This is a genomic window from Sphingobacterium arenae (assembly GCF_014692505.1).
Taxonomy (GTDB): Bacteria; Bacteroidota; Bacteroidia; order Sphingobacteriales; family Sphingobacteriaceae; genus Sphingobacterium; species Sphingobacterium arenae.
This window is the reverse complement of sequence record NZ_JACNYK010000002.1, coordinates 1,003,604-1,019,204: the sequence shown is the minus strand read 5'-3', so window position 1 is coordinate 1,019,204 and position 15,601 is coordinate 1,003,604. Positions and strand designations below refer to the sequence as shown.

Annotated in this window: 21 protein-coding genes and 1 tRNA gene; 16 read left to right on the top strand and 6 right to left on the bottom strand. The window is 41.1% G+C overall.

The features are described from left to right. Nucleotides 1-7 precede the first annotated feature (7 nt). The 3 genes from H8B17_RS10610 to H8B17_RS10600 form a co-directional block, all read right to left on the bottom strand. A complete protein-coding gene (locus H8B17_RS10610; protein WP_190309135.1) occupies nt 8-1,429 on the bottom strand; it encodes an RtcB family protein in 1,422 nt (473 codons plus the stop codon). A gap of 104 nt (nt 1,430-1,533) precedes the next feature. Beyond that, complete coding sequence (locus tag H8B17_RS10605; RefSeq protein WP_190309134.1) at nt 1,534-2,628, bottom strand: slipin family protein; 1,095 nt, start codon at nt 2,626-2,628, stop codon at nt 1,534-1,536. Between the two features lie 381 nt (nt 2,629-3,009). Continuing rightward, a tRNA-Val gene (locus H8B17_RS10600) sits at nt 3,010-3,080 on the bottom strand. 419 nt (nt 3,081-3,499) lie between these two features. Between H8B17_RS10600 and H8B17_RS10595 the strand changes: the two genes are divergently transcribed. Beyond that, entirely contained in the window at nt 3,500-4,516 is a 1,017-nt protein-coding gene (locus H8B17_RS10595) for a helix-turn-helix transcriptional regulator (RefSeq protein WP_190309133.1), read from the top strand. 1 nt (nt 4,517) lies between these two features. Here the strand turns inward: H8B17_RS10595 and H8B17_RS10590 are convergent, their stop codons facing one another. Beyond that, a complete protein-coding gene (locus H8B17_RS10590) occupies nt 4,518-5,495 on the bottom strand; it encodes a GlxA family transcriptional regulator (RefSeq protein ID WP_190309499.1) in 978 nt (325 codons plus the stop codon). 140 nt (nt 5,496-5,635) lie between these two features. Here H8B17_RS10590 and H8B17_RS10585 point away from each other — a divergent pair, with 140 nt between their 5' ends. The 10 genes from H8B17_RS10585 (at nt 5,636) to H8B17_RS20620 (ending at nt 9,593) form a co-directional block, all read left to right on the top strand. After that, complete coding sequence (locus H8B17_RS10585) at nt 5,636-6,061, top strand: SRPBCC family protein (protein ID WP_190309132.1); 426 nt, start codon at nt 5,636-5,638, stop codon at nt 6,059-6,061. Between the two features lie 18 nt (nt 6,062-6,079). Beyond that, nucleotides 6,080-6,454, top strand: a complete 375-nt coding sequence (locus tag H8B17_RS10580) for a DoxX family protein (protein ID WP_190309131.1) — start codon at nt 6,080-6,082, stop codon at nt 6,452-6,454. Beyond that, nucleotides 6,447-6,830, top strand: coding sequence for an iron chaperone (locus tag H8B17_RS10575; protein ID WP_190309130.1), 384 nt, complete (start codon nt 6,447-6,449; stop codon nt 6,828-6,830). Before H8B17_RS10580 ends, H8B17_RS10575 begins: the two co-directional genes overlap by 8 nt. A 12-nt stretch (nt 6,831-6,842) precedes the next feature. Beyond that, on the top strand, nt 6,843-7,295 hold the full coding sequence (locus tag H8B17_RS10570; RefSeq protein WP_190309498.1) for an SRPBCC family protein: 453 nt from the start codon (nt 6,843-6,845) through the stop codon (nt 7,293-7,295). A gap of 3 nt (nt 7,296-7,298) precedes the next feature. Continuing rightward, nucleotides 7,299-7,700, top strand: coding sequence for a VOC family protein (locus tag H8B17_RS10565; RefSeq protein ID WP_190309129.1), 402 nt, complete (start codon nt 7,299-7,301; stop codon nt 7,698-7,700). 67 nt (nt 7,701-7,767) lie between these two features. Then, a complete protein-coding gene (locus H8B17_RS10560) occupies nt 7,768-8,088 on the top strand; it encodes an ArsR/SmtB family transcription factor (protein ID WP_190309128.1) in 321 nt (106 codons plus the stop codon). An 8-nt stretch (nt 8,089-8,096) separates the two neighbouring features. Next, on the top strand, nt 8,097-8,564 hold the full coding sequence (locus H8B17_RS10555; protein WP_190309127.1) for an SRPBCC domain-containing protein: 468 nt from the start codon (nt 8,097-8,099) through the stop codon (nt 8,562-8,564). Between the two features lie 4 nt (nt 8,565-8,568). After that, entirely contained in the window at nt 8,569-8,955 is a 387-nt protein-coding gene (locus H8B17_RS10550; RefSeq protein WP_223816482.1) for a DoxX family protein, read from the top strand. Then, nucleotides 8,952-9,254, top strand: a complete 303-nt coding sequence (locus H8B17_RS20625; protein WP_223816481.1) for a DUF1801 domain-containing protein — start codon at nt 8,952-8,954, stop codon at nt 9,252-9,254. Before H8B17_RS10550 ends, H8B17_RS20625 begins: the two co-directional genes overlap by 4 nt. A gap of 117 nt (nt 9,255-9,371) precedes the next feature. Further along, a complete protein-coding gene (locus tag H8B17_RS20620) occupies nt 9,372-9,593 on the top strand; it encodes a YdeI/OmpD-associated family protein (RefSeq protein WP_223816480.1) in 222 nt (73 codons plus the stop codon). Between the two features lie 7 nt (nt 9,594-9,600). On the opposite strand, the gene H8B17_RS10540 is transcribed toward H8B17_RS20620, so the two are convergent. Beyond that, the gene (locus tag H8B17_RS10540; RefSeq protein ID WP_190309126.1) at nt 9,601-10,161 is read right to left on the bottom strand and encodes an SgcJ/EcaC family oxidoreductase; all 561 of its coding nucleotides are present in this window, start codon (nt 10,159-10,161) and stop codon (nt 9,601-9,603) included. Between the two features lie 119 nt (nt 10,162-10,280). Between H8B17_RS10540 and H8B17_RS10535 the strand changes: the two genes are divergently transcribed. The 3 genes from H8B17_RS10535 (at nt 10,281) to H8B17_RS10525 (ending at nt 12,186) form a co-directional block, all read left to right on the top strand. Further along, nucleotides 10,281-10,967: a MarR family winged helix-turn-helix transcriptional regulator gene (locus H8B17_RS10535; protein WP_190309125.1), complete on the top strand. Its 687-nt coding sequence runs from the start codon at nt 10,281-10,283 to the stop codon at nt 10,965-10,967. A 30-nt stretch (nt 10,968-10,997) separates the two neighbouring features. Beyond that, nucleotides 10,998-11,345, top strand: a complete 348-nt coding sequence (locus H8B17_RS10530) for a winged helix-turn-helix transcriptional regulator (RefSeq protein WP_190309124.1) — start codon at nt 10,998-11,000, stop codon at nt 11,343-11,345. A gap of 124 nt (nt 11,346-11,469) precedes the next feature. Continuing rightward, entirely contained in the window at nt 11,470-12,186 is a 717-nt protein-coding gene (locus tag H8B17_RS10525; protein ID WP_190309123.1) for a VOC family protein, read from the top strand. Nucleotides 12,187-12,190: 4 nt separating this feature from the next. On the opposite strand, the gene msrA is transcribed toward H8B17_RS10525, so the two are convergent. Beyond that, a complete protein-coding gene (gene msrA / locus H8B17_RS10520; protein ID WP_190309122.1) occupies nt 12,191-12,859 on the bottom strand; it encodes a peptide-methionine (S)-S-oxide reductase MsrA in 669 nt (222 codons plus the stop codon). A 298-nt stretch (nt 12,860-13,157) separates the two neighbouring features. Here msrA and H8B17_RS10515 point away from each other — a divergent pair, with 298 nt between their 5' ends. Then, nucleotides 13,158-14,525 carry an NAD(P)-binding domain-containing protein gene (locus H8B17_RS10515; RefSeq protein ID WP_190309121.1) on the top strand — a complete coding sequence of 456 codons (1,368 nt, stop codon included), beginning with the start codon at nt 13,158-13,160 and terminating at the stop codon, nt 14,523-14,525. 61 nt (nt 14,526-14,586) lie between these two features. Beyond that, nucleotides 14,587-15,501: a cysteine hydrolase family protein gene (locus tag H8B17_RS10510; RefSeq protein WP_190309120.1), complete on the top strand. Its 915-nt coding sequence runs from the start codon at nt 14,587-14,589 to the stop codon at nt 15,499-15,501. Nucleotides 15,502-15,601 lie beyond the last annotated feature (100 nt).

Below are 15,601 nucleotides of genomic sequence, written 5' to 3'. Positions count from 1 at the left end.
AATTTGATTAATCCTCCCTCGACCCGTCGTCTGCCATGCGGACAATCCTAGGAGAGAAGGTCGCCACAACATCGACTAGATCGGATTGCGCGGACATCACGGTATGAATATCCTTGTACGCCATAGGCGCTTCGTCCATTCCGGCGCCAAGTAACGTAACACCATGTTGCTCCAGCATGGTCTTCAAATCCGCGGATGCCAGCGTTTTGATCGCCTGTGTACGGCTCATCAGACGTCCGGCACCGTGTGAAGCCGAGTTAATGGCTGCTTCTTCTCCTTTGCCTCTTACCAAGAAGCCTGGGGTAGCCATCGATCCGGGAATGATACCCATGGTGTCTTTACTTGCAGGGGTAGCACCTTTACGGTGAACGATCACCTCTTCTCCTTCAAATTGCTCTTTCCATGCAAAATTATGATGATTCTCAACCTTGACTAACAATTCGGCACCCAAGGCTGTTCTAATCTTATTGTGGATAACCTCGTGACAGGCCGACGCATAATCGCCAGCTAGATTCATCGCTAACCAGTATTCCTGTCCTTCGGCGGTATCCAGATCCAAGTAAGCCAAATTTTGCGCTGTATAGGGTAGCTTACAGATATCTTTCGCGAGTTTGGTATAATGACCCGCGATGGTTGCACCCAGTCCACGCGAACCGGAATGCGTTAATAGCGCCAAATATTTTCCGCCCGCTACGCCCAAGGCTTCGTCTGCCTCTGCAAAGTCTATCACGCCGAATTCCACAAAGTGATTCCCGCCACCGGAAGAGCCCAATTGTGTCCAGGCTTTGTCCTTCAACGATCGGATAAAATCATGGGTATCGAATAAGTCATTGTCCAAAACAGCGTGATCCACGCGTTCGTGTTTCAAATAACCGTGACCTGCCCCAAAACGTGTATTACCCATTAACACCGCTTTTAACGTATCGTGGTTGGTATCTAGATAATCAGCCGGTAAATCAAATACTGAAAGTGCCATTCGGCAACCGATGTCGACACCTACACCATAGGGAATAACGGCGTTATTGGTCGCTAATACGCCACCGATCGGTAAACCGTAACCTTGGTGTGCATCGGGCATAAGGGCGCCTGCAACGGTGACTGGCAACGTCATAGCGACGTCCATTTGCTTCTTGGCTCCTTCTTCGATATGGTCTTCGCCATATACAGTATACTTATCTGGAGTTTCGTTCAAAGAAATCGTTTCTTTTTCGATAGCGTCGATATTTAACAGGACTTCTGCCAAGGGTTTAAAGGTCTTGTCGTTTAAATAAGACTCCGGGTGATCCAGCACATCCTTGAATTTTCCCAACATCTGCTCTCGACTGAAACCGAGTCTTTTCTTATTGATCTTCAATGCCACGCCCATCGCATGGTTTTCTTTATATCCTAAGACAAGTAAGTCGTTGCCGTTAATTCTTTTATTTTCCATTTTTTCTTCGTTATCAATATACATATTTTCATCCAAATAACCTACTTAAAGCAAGGAACAATAACCTCTTTACATTGTTCCTTGCACCTCTTTTATTGCGAATGCTATTTAGCAAACAATTGTTTTAGTTGATCGAGAATTTGACCGTTGCCGGAAACGGAGATGTTGTTGATTTTCTCTGCGATTTTCTCCACATATTCCATTTCCTTTAATTTGAACAACATCGTATTTTCTTCCATGAGCTTAGCCGTATTAAGCAAGCTTCTGGTGGATGCGGTTTCTTCCCGACGGGTAATGATGTTGGCTTGCGCCCGTTTTTCGGCGACCAATACCTGATTCATGATATCGCGGACATCACCGGGCAGGATAATATCCTTCACCCCACCATTCCGCAGCACTAATCCCAAGGTTTCCACCTCTTTCGCTGTACCTTCGATGACGTATTTAGCGATTTCGGCCTTGCTTTCCATCAACTCATCCAATGTCATCTGCCCGATATACCGACGTAGTACCAATTGCATCAATGTATATAACTGTTTCTCGTACTCCTTGTTTTCCAATAAGGCTTTTACGATATCGTTTACCTGATAGTTGACAGAGAAGTTGACCCGGATCTGTACTTTATCTTTGGTCAAAATTTCCTGACCGGAGATTTCCATAGCGATCACACGCATATCCACTTTATTTACAGCGATAGTGGCCGCGTTTTTCCACCAATAGTAGGTGCCTGGATCCAACGTTTTGATGTATGCACCGTTCACGAACAGTAATCCTTTCTCCGATGGCTCCAATTTAAAGTGACGTACGTAGTTAACCAAGTTCTGCTTATCCAACAGCTGACGGTTCACGGTAGGAGCGATTTCTATGGTAGAAATATCTTCGATCTGAAAGCGATAATCTTTGAGCCCCTTCCAGAACATATGACGTCCGGCCGATAATGCCTGATGGAAATTGTTGTTGACATACATGATGCACAGCTCGGTATCGGCGACCTCCACTACTTCCACAAATTCACGAAAACCATCTACCTGCAACAGCACATCAATATCATGTACCGTTTGAAAGGGACCGGACAGATCGTAGATATCTACTTTCTCGCCAAAGCCTAGCCAATATTTACCGGCAGCCAACATACGGGTTACGGCGTTGTTCTTAACAACCAGACCAATTTGATTTACATGTACTGTTACTCGTTTCATGATTTCTATTCTTTATTTTACCATTTATTATCCAATTTTAAAAAGCTTCCCGTGTCTCGTTCATTGTTTCCTGACGGAGTTCAAAAGGAACATTTTACTTTGTAAGGACCGACTCGGGTGCATGGTGCGTCCAGATGGTCTAATACTTCCGAAAACATTTGTTTTGATCTGCGAAGTGAAGTTACAATTGTTGCCTGCTACCGATTTGGCAAAATTCGCCATAGTATCCGCATCGGGATATAACACCAATCGCAAGGCTACTGAACCAAACACGAAAAGCTTTATTGTGGCTTTTTTAAAGAAAGCCTTAACTTCATCAAAGCAGAATCCTAAGTTCTGTGATTAGGGTTGTTGTTCTGACCAGCTGAACTATTCCGAATAAATCGAAAGCAGGAATCGAACCTGCGACCTACAACGTGACTACTGCGCTTACCCAATTAGCTATTCCGAATAAAGCGGAAGTAGGATTCGAACCTACATATCAGTGGTACCTCCAAGCTGTCCATTTTGCCAGTATATTGTATTCTACGGAACCAACACTATCCTGCTATACAGAAACAGGAAACCAGGACGCCATTTTCAGTTAAAGGTTTCTTTGTGCCTTTCGACACATATCTTTATTGCAATGTTTTGCTTTTCTTCATCAAAGAACGTTTGTCGTACCCGACATGACAAAGGTGCAACGGGGTATACGCAGTTGTTTTGCGCGATAAAATAAATTCGGCTGTAAAGTTGTAATTATCTAAAAATGAGTGATATATTTTTAGATTAAATGTTTTAAATGATCCAAAAAGTCAATACTGCGCAGATACTTTGCGCAGTATAAATAAAGTAAGTAACTTTAAAGCGCTACGCTTAACGCAGAAACGGTATGTCAATCAATAAACTCGCCTTAATCAGGTATAAAATTATCGATAATTGTTTACGACAAACGCACCGAAAATGGACGTTGGAAGACCTTATCGAAAAGGTGTCGAACGGACTGTATGAATTGGAAGGTATCCATAGTGGTGTTTCCAAACGGACTATACAAGGAGATATCCAGCTGATGCGTAGCAACAAACTTGGATATAATGCGCCTATTATTGTGACCAAGCGTAAGTTTTACACGTATGAGGACGTGAATTATTCCATCAGCAACTCCCCGCTGTCGGACGGTGACATGTCCAAAATGAGAGATGCGGTTGATATTTTAAAACATCTGAACGGCTTCTCTTATTTTGAAGAAATGAGTGATATGATCGCCCGGTTGGAGAATAACCTCTCGAAACAAGAGAACAGATCAACTTCTTGCATCCAGCTAGAAAGCAACAAGCTGCTGAAAGGACTGAACTGGATAACACCGTTACATAAGGCCATAAGAGAGAAGATTCCCTTATTGATCATGTATAAATCTTTTAAATCCCAGTCACCGCAAGAGGCTGTTTATTTTCCCTACCTACTCAAAGAATACCGGAACAGGTGGTTCTTGATCTGTAAACCGAAAAAAAGAACAACACTGATCACATTGGCGCTGGATCGCATAGAGGATATAGCTGAAATGGCGAAATCGGGCTACGTGGAGTATGACGGCGTTGATTTTGAACGCTATTACGAGGATACCATTGGGGTAACCAAATCGGAAAAGGATAGGGGACATCGGGTAATCCTTCAGGTAGACGCAGGCAACGCGCCTTACGTACTGACGAAACCTATACATGCTTCACAGCAGCTTTTGAAAACGAAAGAAGATGGCTGCATCTGTATTCGATTGGATGTGGTTTTAAACTACGAACTAGAACGTGAAATACTTGGCTTTGGAGAGTGTATCGAAGTGCTCGCCCCTAAGATATTGCGGGACAAGTTGAAACGAAGGGCATATAAGATGTTACAGCAATATAGTTCCTAGTTCACACTTCAGTAGCCACCTTCGCAAATTTATTCCTGTACTCAATAGGGGTAAGCCCGGTAATCTTCTTAAAGGTATCCCGAAATGCTTTTGTGTCGGTATAACCTACATCGAACATGATTTCACTGACGTTCTTTCGGGAGGCTTCAAAGAAATTTTTAGCGGCTTCTATCCGTACGCGTTGGATATACTCGATGGGGGTATTATTGGTGGCTTCTTTAAATCGTCTTTCAAAGGTTCGACGACCTATATGGACTAAATTGGCTAAGATCTCGATGGATATTTTATCCTGATAGTGGGTTTCAATGTAGTCCTGCACTTTTTTGATAGCATCATCTCCATGATTTCGCTGCCCTTTGAATATCGCAAATTGGGATTGGCTATCCCGCCCGATATCCAGTGCAAAATATTTAGAGATCATGACGGCCGTTTCTCTGTCGGAAAACTTTTCTACCAGGTATAGGATCAGGTTCCATAAGCTACTTGCCCCACCACTGCTGTAAATATTGTCGTGCTCGGTGATAATCGCGCCGTCTTCGACTTCCACATGAGGATATCGTTCTCTGAACTCGTTTACATGCGCCCAGTGTGTGGAACATTTTTTACCGTTGAGCAACCCAGTTTCGGCTAAAAGAAAGGCTCCGATACATAAGCTGGCGAGGCATGAACCTTTTTCGTAAAGTTTTTTAAAATAGGGGATCGCTTCTGCGTTGGCTTGGATTCCTTTGACCGTGTCACCGAAGGTTGGAGGAATAATCAATAAGTCCGTTTTGGTTACGTCTTGGAGTAGCCTATTGGTTTTGATGACGTATTCGCCATTGTTTGCCGGTACATAATCTTGCAGACCGACGTACTCGACTGTAAAAACAGGCTTCTTGCCGAATACGGTGAGGAACTCATTGGCGGTTTGAAAGGTTCGGAATGGCGGTGTAATGGCCTCAATAACGCCATACTCAGGAACAAAGACAGAAATCTGCATAGTCATGAAAATGATTTAATACGAAGTTAGCAAATTGTTTTGTCATAATTTACCCCTAAGGCTGTCGTTTTTACAATAGTCGAAGTCGTGTATTCTTTGGTAATTTTGGATTGTAATAATTAATAATCAGAAGTTTAACGATGACACAAGTAACAAGAATTACGGTAGAAGCAGTAGCAAATGCTCCCGTAGCAGATGTTTGGAAGGCATGGAACACGCCAAGTGATATTATGCAATGGAACACACCTGACCCAAGCTGGCATACGCCAAGCAGTGAAAATGATTTGAGAGTAGGCGGAAAGTTTAAAAACAGGATGGAGGCCAAAGATGGTAGCTTTGGTTTTGACTTTGAAGGCATTTATGATAGCGTAGAGCTACATAAAGAGATCTCGTACACTATGTCCGATGGTAGAAGGTCCACTACATTGTTTACTTCACAAGGTGGTAAAACAAAAATAGAGACCACGTTTGACGCGGAAACAGAAAATGATCCGGAATTTCAGAAACAAGGGTGGCAAGCTATATCGGACAACTTTGTGCGTTATGTTGAATCAACACAATCGTAATCCTTAATCTTTACTACAATGAAAAGGAAGAAAATAATTTTTTGGGTGGCAACAGCTATCATCATCCTTTGGGAAGGCGTTATGCCGCTCAGTGCACTACTTTTTTCACCAGAGCAAGCGACTATAGGTACAAGACCTCTAGGTTATCCAGATTACTTTGCATATGCATTGATCATATGTAAGGTACTCGGTGTTTTGGCTATTTCCTACCCTAAAGCACCTGCAAAATTAAAAGAATGGGCATATGCCGGACTCACTTTTAATTTGATCTTCGCCTTCATCAGCCATGCTTGTGTAGATCAAAATATTGGCTTCATGCTGATGCCTTTGGTAGTGTTGGGTATTCTTGCTGTTTCTTATCGGTTTAATGCAAAAGTACAGAACAATGGCTAAAACAAATTATCAGACCATCGATGAATACCACGAGGCGTTCAGTGGCGAAGCGTTGGGACGGATGCAGACGATCCGGAAAATTATTCACGAAATAGTGCCGGACGCAGTAGAAGGTATCAGCTATCAAATTCCTTGCTTTAAATTCAGGGGATATTTGCTATACTATTGTGCATTTCCCAAACATATTTCGCTGTCGCATCCTTATAGCGAGGCGTTTTGGGAACACTTTGAGGCTGATCTCCAGGGTTATAAAACAAGTAAATCTGTTATACAATTTCCGATGGATAAGCCCCTGCCCGAAGCGCTGATTAGAAAAATAGTAACCTTCAGAAGGAAGGAGAATGAAGAAAAGGAGAAAAAACAAATAATTCACTAAAATAATTTCACTATCATGGAGAATTCAGTTTCATTACATAGAGTAATAAAGGCAAGCCCGGAAAAGATATTCCGCGCATTTTCGGACCCCATAGCTCATGCAACTTGGTTGCCGCCATACGGCTTCGTATGCACTGTTCAACAGATGGACTTCGAGGTGGGAGGGAAGTATCATATGACATTTATAAATTTCAGTACGGGGAATGGCCACTCATTTGGCGGAACGTATGTGGAAATAAAGCCAAATGAGTTTATTAAGTATACTGATAAGTTTGACGATCCCGCTCTACCGGGAGAAATGACAACAACCGTATGGCTGAATAAGGTTTCATGTGGTACAGAACTGAAAGTGGTACAAGAGGGGATTCCCGAAGTAATTCCTGCAGAGATGTGTTACTTGGGTTGGCAGGAATCACTAGAGAAATTAATTAAGTTGGTAGAACCGGAAATACCTGATGGGCAATAAACTATGATTGTTTCTAACCGTGACAAATGTGCGAGTGCTGTCTTCATTACTTTTTCGGGTAACTGTAGGGAAGCACTCGCCTTTTACCAAACTTGCTTTGGCGGTTCATTGCTGTTAGAACCTTTTGAAACAGAATGGCAGGGACATCCAGAAAAACCTATCGTTATTGGCTCACTTTTTTCTGATAGTATCACTATCTACGGGTCAGATCTTGTATATAATGAAGGAAGGAAAGTCGGCAATTATATGGCCGTTTTTCTACATTGCAAGACTGTGGGTGAAAGGCAGTCATTAATTGAAAAGCTCGGATCTGGTACTGCATATTCTGCCACTGTCGATCAAGAGGGCCAAAAATTGGTAGAGATAATCGATATGTTTGAGGTGAGATGGATATTAGCGATGTAAATTTTTTTTAAAAAATACTTGCGAAGTCACTTGGCTACATTTATATTTGTAGTCAAATAGCTTCATAATGAATTTAAGACGAGACGTATTTCAAGCCATTGCTGATCCCACGAGGAGAACCATTTTATTGCTGCTAGCCACCCAATCTATGACAGCAGGGGTCATTGCTTCCAACTTTGATACGGCCCGCCCCACCGTTTCGAAACATCTGCAGATACTTACTGCTTGCGAATTGTTGAAACGAGAGCAACAAGGGCGAGAAATCTACTATCAGCTCAATGCAGATAAAATGAAAGAAATTGCGGACTTTATAGAACCCTTTCGAAAACTTTGGGATGACAGATTTAACAAGTTGGAAAGCCTTATGAAAAATTACAAATCAACATAAACTATAGGATGGAAAGAAAAACAAAGGTAGATGCCGTAGATGGCAAGCAAGAGATCATTATTACCCGAGAGTTTGAACTACCCATAAATTTGCTGTTTAAAGCGTATATCGAACCGACACTGGTAGAGCAGTGGATGGGAAATAAGGTGCTAAAAATGGAAAGCAGGGTACATGGCAGCTATCAATTTGAAACGCGGGATGACCAGGATAATATTCTTTTTCGGGCCAACGGTGTGATCCATGAGTTTGTGCCGAATGCAAAAATCACCAGAACGTTCGAAATGGAGAATACGCCATTCCCGGTGCAGCTTGAATTTTTGGAATTTACGGCATTGGCCAATGATAGGAGTAAACTGACTATGCATGTGATATACAAGTCGGTGGAAGACAGGGATATGATGCTACAAATGCCATTTGCCGAGGGCATCAATATGGCACATAACCAACTAGAAAAGATAATTGGTGAACTAATATAAACGTATGATGAAGAGGACAAATAGAATTATTTATTGGATAGTAACCGTCTGGCTTAGCTTAGGGATGGTCTCAACAGGAATTGTTCAGATTATCCGGATGGACGAGGAAGTCAAAAAAATGATCGAGCTGGGCTACCCGGTCTATTTTTTAACAATTATTGGTGTTTGGAAAATACTGGGGGCTGTAGCGGTGCTGGTACCTAGATTTCCGTTGGTTAAAGAATGGGCTTATGCGGGTTTTTTCTTTTTGATGACAGGTGCTATTTTTACCCATATTGCTGTTGGCGACGAAGCTATGGAATATTTTGGACCGTCGCTATTATTGCTGCTAACCATTGTATCTTGGTATTTCCGACCGAATGAGCGAAAACTTGTAATGCAACAAAAATGAAGATAGAATTAAATCCACAGGTTGATAAATACTTCATAGATGGCTGTATGCGCTGTAAATATGGCGCTACGCCTCAATGCAAAGTCCATCCTTGGCGGGAGGAGCTAGAAACATTGAGGCAGATTGTTTTAGAAACAGGGTTAAAAGAAGAATTAAAATGGGGTGCACCCATTTATACTCACCAGGGTAAAAATATCCTTTCTGTAGGCGCATTAAAGGCATCCGCCAACATTGGTTTTTTCAAAGGAGCTTTATTGTCTGACGAGCAAAAAATTCTTTCCCAACAGGGCAATTTGTAATCCGATAGGATAATCAAATTTACAAGTACAGAAGAGATCGAAAAGGTAAAGAAAACCCTGAAATCCTATATTATGGAAGCTGTTGAGATTGAAAAAAGCGGGAAAAAGGTAGAGTTCATGAAAAATCCAGAACCTATTCCCGAAGAATTGTTGCAGGCATTTGAAAAAGATCTAACCTTTGAAAAAGCTTTTTACGCCTTGACAGCAGGACGACAAAGGGGATACATTATATATTTTTCACAGCCTAAACAAGCTCAAACGAGAACGGGGCGGATCGAGAAGTATAAACAGCAGATTTTTGATGGTGTGGGTTTACATGATAAGTACGGTTGTAAATAGATTGATATTAATTAAAGGACATCATCATACCTTCCCACAGGGATATCCGCTTGATTCTGGCATTATGGAAAGCGACGAATTTCCATTCGTTGTTTTCTTTTTTGGCGATCAATGTCTGGATAGAATTCCGACTCTTTGCAGGTTCATGTTTTCCTTTTTGGCGTATAGCGCCGGTCATATGAATAATGGCAATATTATCGGCAATAAATTGAATACTCCGTATATTTCTATTGGCGAGACTGGAACCTTTTAAAACCCCATCAAAAAGTTCTTGGTGTACGGTCGCAATTTCGTCATTCCCCTTTAGCCACTCACCATTGAATGTTACGTAATCCGCATCCGAAGTAAATACCGAAGCCATTTTGGCTCCATTTCCTTCTGCCCAACCTTCGGCGTTGGTATTTTCTAATTGTTGAATGGCCTGGATATCGGTCATTTTACCTTGCGGGAAGTCGTAGTTATAAATTTCAGGTTCAGGCGTTACATAGATAAATTGAAATAAGATTACGACAGCATTCAAGGAAAGTAATAGAATGAGTATACTTTTAATTGTTAATATTTTTTTCATCGTTTTCGTTTTATTTATATTATTAATATATCTATTTCGATGTAAATATACGCATAGGATTTTATTTTACAAGTTATTTTCGATATTATTTCTATTTTTATATCGAATTCGATGTAATTATGAGCGAGCTTGTAAAATTAATTTCCGCTTGGGAGGAATATGCACAGAAGAATACGGATGTTTCTGCGACGGAATTCTGTATGTACTATTTAGCTACAGAAAGTAACAACCAGCTGTTTGATGGACTTACTCCGCCAGATTTAGACACCACCTTCGCGAAGCTTATAGGAAGACTTGCTGGTATGCAGGCGGCCTATTCAAAAATGGCTCTTCACGATATGCCTGGATTTGAGCTTGAATGGTTCTATTTTTTGAGTTCTATTTATCATTTAAAGGAAGTAAAGAAGACACAGATCATTCAGTATAACTTTGCAGAGCAGACCACGGGAATCGATACCCTTAACAAGCTGAAGAAGCATGGATACATTGCGGAGCGCACGGCTCCAGATGATAAAAGAGCAAAATTAGTAAAGCTTACACCCGAAGGGGAAAAAATATTGTTTCATCTTTATCAATTACTGTATAAACCGACCTTATTGATGTATAATGATATAGATAGCAAGGATAAACAGGTTGTTATCAATATCCTGAAGGATACGGAACAAAAGCACCAAGATATTTTATCACGTTCGAAAAGCAAATCGATTGACGAATTATTGGTAGAACTGCTTGGCGAAGAACAACTGAAATCCGTACACGAGGGTTTAGTGAAACAGATTGCGCAGTTTGGTAAAGAGAAATCATGATGATGGTAACACGTCAGAAATTTCATATTCATGAAAGAATTTATATACGACAACAAAATTTATTACAGTCCTATCGAATTTGCCATGGCACATATTGGCGGTACGTGGAAAATTCCGATTTTACTTTGTCTTCGTAAAGGTTCTACCCGTTATGGTGATCTGAAGAAGGCAATACCACATATTTCAGACAAAATGTTGTTTACGCAATTACGCGAACTGGAAGATAAAGAGATGCTGACGCGACAGTCATTTTTGGAAAAACCTCCTCGGGTAGAGTATCAACTGACAGAGAAAGCCAAAAAGGCACTACCTGTTATCGACCAGATGAACACTTATGGCATCTTTCTGATGAAAGAAATGGGCGTTTTTACGGAATAGATAATCCTCGGTAAAAGTCTTTTATTCAGAGAGTTGTTGTTTTTTCGTGATATATACTAAAAGGTATATAAAGATGGTATTCCAGACCGAAGCAACTAGATTTGCCTGAAATAAAAGTAAAGCAATGAAACAATTGAAGCATAATCGGGAATGGATGACCATTCCTTCATTACCCTGTGCAGAAATCGAAGAAACCCTTTCTTTTTGGGAGATGTTGGGGTTTACCGTGACGTACAAAATGACCCGTCCTTATCAATATGGAGTGATTGAACGAGGAGGTTATGAATTACATTTTGGGAGGGTAAAGGGAATGGATACGACTAGTAATTTGTATAACGGTTGTCTCGTTATGATTTCTGATGCGGGTGAGGTGTACAAGGAGTTCACCCAAAAGTTTAAAGAAAACCTCGGAAGAGTTCCGCATTCGGGAATCCCGAGAATTTCCCGAATGAAACCTGAAGCAACGCGTTTCACATTGACAGATGTTTCCGGCAACTGTATTATCTTTATCAGTGATAAGGAAGAGGATGATGAGATATGGGAAAAGGCAGACGACAATAATCAACATCCCTTACAGCAATCCATAGCTAGAGCGATCCGATTCAGAGATTATAAAGAGGATGAAAAGGCTGCGGCAAAAACCTTAGATGCGGCATTGCGGAAATTCAAAAATGAAGCGCAAATAGATATTGCCGAAGCCTTAATAATCCGGATAGATTTAGCAGACACGATGAACGATCCTATGCGTTCGGACGAATGTAGAATCCTATTACGTCAAATCAACGTTACAGAAAAGGAAAAAATGGGGCTCGCGCGCAAGCACGATGTTATCTTAGACTAACGACTTATTCTTGCTTTAGTTTTCCTTTGAAAACCTTTTTGAATTTTTCCAGCTTAGGTTGAATGACCATTTGACAATAAGGTTCGCTCATATTATTGATATAATAATCCTGATGATAATCTTCTGCTTCGTAAAATTTATCATAGGGACTTACCTCAGTAACGATTTTTTTGCTGTAAGCACCTTCATCATCCAGTTGCTTGATGTAAAAGTTTGCTCGTTTTTTTTGGTTGTCGTCGTGATAAAAAATTGCGGATCGGTATTGTGTACCTACGTCGGCTCCCTGACGGTTCAATTGTGTTGGATCATGGGCAACAAAGAACGCCGCAAGCAATTCATCGTAAGAGATCTCAGCGGGATTGTAAATGATATTGCAGGCTTCAGCATGTCCTGTTCTGCCGGTGGTTACTTGTCTATAGGTTGGATTGCGGACATGGCCACCCGTATAGCCAGATATAACGGAAATAACACCTTCTAATTGTTTGAATTGTTCTTCCACACACCAGAAGCAGCCGGCGGCAAACGTGGCGGTATCAGTCGCTTGGTTAACGATCTTCGGATCCACAGTATCTAGATTATTGTCGGATTTTGTTTGTGCGCAAGAGATCGAAAGAACAAACAAGAGAAAGAAAGTCAACCTGCTGCTATAGGGAATAATACGCTGAAGTCTCATGATAGTATCTCGTTAATTTCTTTAAAGTTACGAATTTCTGTGTTGTCGTACGGGTGACCTATGGAATAAAAAGGTTGTGGTGACTTCCTTTTTTGCTTATGTGGAAAATTTTGTGTATTTTTGTTAAAGTCATATAGCGTTCGGACGCTATATTCTATTGGGGCCATTCAAGCAATGGCCATCTTCTTTGGGAAGAAATTCTCATCTGTAAACATTCGTTAGAGAATGTAATAAACATTACGGATTTAATTTTATTATTTGTTTAATCGCATGACTTTTTCGTGCCAAAATTTTTTATATGATTAATTTTAAAATTGGTGTTATCGGTGCCGGTCCTAGTGGGTTGGCGATGTTAAGGGCGTTTGAATCTGAACAGAAAAAAGGTAATCCGATTCCGGAAATTAAATGTTATGAAAAGCAGGACAATTGGGGTGGAATGTGGAACTATACCTGGCGGACAGGTGTCGGTAAATTTGGCGAACCTATACATGGAAGTATGTATAAATATCTTTGGTCTAATGGACCTAAGGAGTGTTTGGAGTTTGCAGATTATTCGTTTACGGAGCATTTCGGGCAACCTATTTCGTCCTACCCGCCAAGGGAGGTTCTTTTTGATTATATACAGGGTCGTATTAACAAAAGCAATGCGCGTTCGTTTATCCAATTCAATACCGTGGCACGTTGGGTAGAGTTTTTGGAAGATAAAAAGCAGTTTCGTGTCGTTTTTGATAACCTGGTGAAAAACGAAACATTCGAGGAGTATTTTGATTACCTTGTGGTGGGTACAGGGCACTTCTCGACACCAAATATGCCTTACTTTGAAGGTATCGATCAATTCCCCGGAACGGTTATGCACGCGCATGATTTCCGCGGTGCTGATCAGTTTATCGACCAAAAGCTATTACTTATCGGTAGTAGTTATTCTGCTGAAGATATTGGCGTGCAATGTTATAAGCATGGGAGTAAATCGGTTACAATAGCCTATCGTACTGCTCCGATAGGGGTGAAGTGGCCAGAAGGTATTGTGGAAAAGCCGTTGATTACCCACTTTAAAGGAGATAGAGCTTTCTTTAGCGACGGCACACATGAGCAGTTTGATGCCGTGATTATGTGCACTGGATATCAGCATAAATTTCCGTTTCTGCCGGACGAACTCCGGTTAAAAACAAAAAACTGTCTATATCCCGATAACCTGTATAAAGGTGTCGTCTTTAATGGCAACGAACGTTTGATATATTTAGGAATGCAAGACCAATATTATACGTTTAATATGTTTGATGTTCAAGCTTGGTTTGCCCGCGATTATATGCTGGGACGTATCAAATTACCCAGTAAAGAAATCCGTGATGCTGATATCAAGAAATGGATCGAGGATGAAGCGTGTACGGTTTCTGGTGATGATCATGTCGACTTCCAAACGGATTATATTAAGGATTTAATAAGTTTCACAGACTATCCTGCCTTTAATTTAGATAAAGTGGCGGAGATGTTTAAAAGCTGGCTGAACGACAAAAAAGTGAATATCCTCAGCTATCGGGACCAAGTGTACACATCGGTCGTAGACGGAACGGAAGCGGTACCTCATCATACACCTTGGATAGAGGAAATGGACGACAGTCTTGAACGCTATCTCCAACAAGACAATATAATAGAAACTGTCAGTTGATATTCATAAAGAACTCCCGTACATTTATTACGGGAGTTTTTTATTTACTTAATCATCCAATATGAACACCGCATACGATCAGATTATTGATATAGACCATATCGCTTCCTTTGAAAGTAAAGAGCATATGACGGACATCATCGCCTTGGCAGAAGCTGAAAACAGCAAGCCAGCGCACCAAGATAAGAAAAGGACTCTATTGTTGGCTATCGATGTACAGCACGATTTTATGGAGGGTATTGGTAGTCTTGCGGTTCCGGGATCCACAGATGATGTGAAACGGTTAACGCAATGGATGTATCGCAACATGGAGTCGCTCACCCACGTAATCTGTAGTTTGGATTGCCATTCGAGAATGCAAATTTTTCATCCTGCTTGGTGGATGGATAAGGAAGGAAGGCATCCACAACCTTTTACAATTATTAGGTTTGATGATGTCGCCAATGGTACTTGGAAAGTTGTGAATGGAGAAACCGAACGTTCGCTGGAATATCTTGGTAACTTGAAATCGGGAAACAAAAAGGAGTTGTTGATATGGCCTTATCATTGCTTGGAAGGTACTTTTGGTGCGAAACTAGAAAGTGAGTTTACAAAGATGCTCTACTTTCATGCCGCGGCACGCCAAACAACACCAACATTGGTTTACAAAGGACAGAATCCTTATACAGAAATGTATGGCATCATTAGGGCTGAATACGATCGTGAGCAGTATGTGAACTATACGGTGCTAGATGCAGTAGCGGCATATGATGCGATCTATATTGCCGGTGAGGCGTCTAGTCATTGTGTGTTAGCATCGGCAGAACAGATTCTTGAACACTATGCAGGTCAACCCGAGATGACGTCGCGTATAACGTTATTGGAGGATTGTATGTCTCCCATAGACGGGTTTGAAGACAGTACAAATCGACAGTTTAAATTGCTTCAGGAAAGGTATGGGATACAGATAAAAAAATCGACGGATATAATTCTTTAACGAATTATTAATATATTTAGCGTTATCGAAACGAGAAGGCGCTACATATTAAGAATATACTTCAGTATCCTGTTATTTGTGATCTCCTGGCAGGGGTTTG

Coding starts and splice junctions, on each gene's coding strand:
- H8B17_RS10610 (WP_190309135.1), bottom strand. CDS start 1,429: ATGGAAAATAAAAGAATTAACGGCAACGACTTACTTGTCTTAGGATAT.
- H8B17_RS10605 (WP_190309134.1), bottom strand. CDS start 2,628: ATGAAACGAGTAACAGTACATGTAAATCAAATTGGTCTGGTTGTTAAG.
- H8B17_RS10595 (WP_190309133.1), top strand. CDS start 3,500: ATGTCAATCAATAAACTCGCCTTAATCAGGTATAAAATTATCGATAAT.
- H8B17_RS10590 (WP_190309499.1), bottom strand. CDS start 5,495: ATGCAGATTTCTGTCTTTGTTCCTGAGTATGGCGTTATTGAGGCCATT.
- H8B17_RS10585 (WP_190309132.1), top strand. CDS start 5,636: ATGACACAAGTAACAAGAATTACGGTAGAAGCAGTAGCAAATGCTCCC.
- H8B17_RS10580 (WP_190309131.1), top strand. CDS start 6,080: ATGAAAAGGAAGAAAATAATTTTTTGGGTGGCAACAGCTATCATCATC.
- H8B17_RS10575 (WP_190309130.1), top strand. CDS start 6,447: ATGGCTAAAACAAATTATCAGACCATCGATGAATACCACGAGGCGTTC.
- H8B17_RS10565 (WP_190309129.1), top strand. CDS start 7,299: ATGATTGTTTCTAACCGTGACAAATGTGCGAGTGCTGTCTTCATTACT.
- H8B17_RS10560 (WP_190309128.1), top strand. CDS start 7,768: ATGAATTTAAGACGAGACGTATTTCAAGCCATTGCTGATCCCACGAGG.
- H8B17_RS10555 (WP_190309127.1), top strand. CDS start 8,097: ATGGAAAGAAAAACAAAGGTAGATGCCGTAGATGGCAAGCAAGAGATC.
- H8B17_RS10550 (WP_223816482.1), top strand. CDS start 8,569: ATGATGAAGAGGACAAATAGAATTATTTATTGGATAGTAACCGTCTGG.
- H8B17_RS20625 (WP_223816481.1), top strand. CDS start 8,952: ATGAAGATAGAATTAAATCCACAGGTTGATAAATACTTCATAGATGGC.
- H8B17_RS20620 (WP_223816480.1), top strand. CDS start 9,372: ATGAAAAATCCAGAACCTATTCCCGAAGAATTGTTGCAGGCATTTGAA.
- H8B17_RS10540 (WP_190309126.1), bottom strand. CDS start 10,161: ATGAAAAAAATATTAACAATTAAAAGTATACTCATTCTATTACTTTCC.
- H8B17_RS10535 (WP_190309125.1), top strand. CDS start 10,281: ATGAGCGAGCTTGTAAAATTAATTTCCGCTTGGGAGGAATATGCACAG.
- H8B17_RS10530 (WP_190309124.1), top strand. CDS start 10,998: ATGAAAGAATTTATATACGACAACAAAATTTATTACAGTCCTATCGAA.
- H8B17_RS10525 (WP_190309123.1), top strand. CDS start 11,470: ATGAAACAATTGAAGCATAATCGGGAATGGATGACCATTCCTTCATTA.
- msrA (WP_190309122.1), bottom strand. CDS start 12,859: ATGAGACTTCAGCGTATTATTCCCTATAGCAGCAGGTTGACTTTCTTT.
- H8B17_RS10515 (WP_190309121.1), top strand. CDS start 13,158: ATGATTAATTTTAAAATTGGTGTTATCGGTGCCGGTCCTAGTGGGTTG.
- H8B17_RS10510 (WP_190309120.1), top strand. CDS start 14,587: ATGAACACCGCATACGATCAGATTATTGATATAGACCATATCGCTTCC.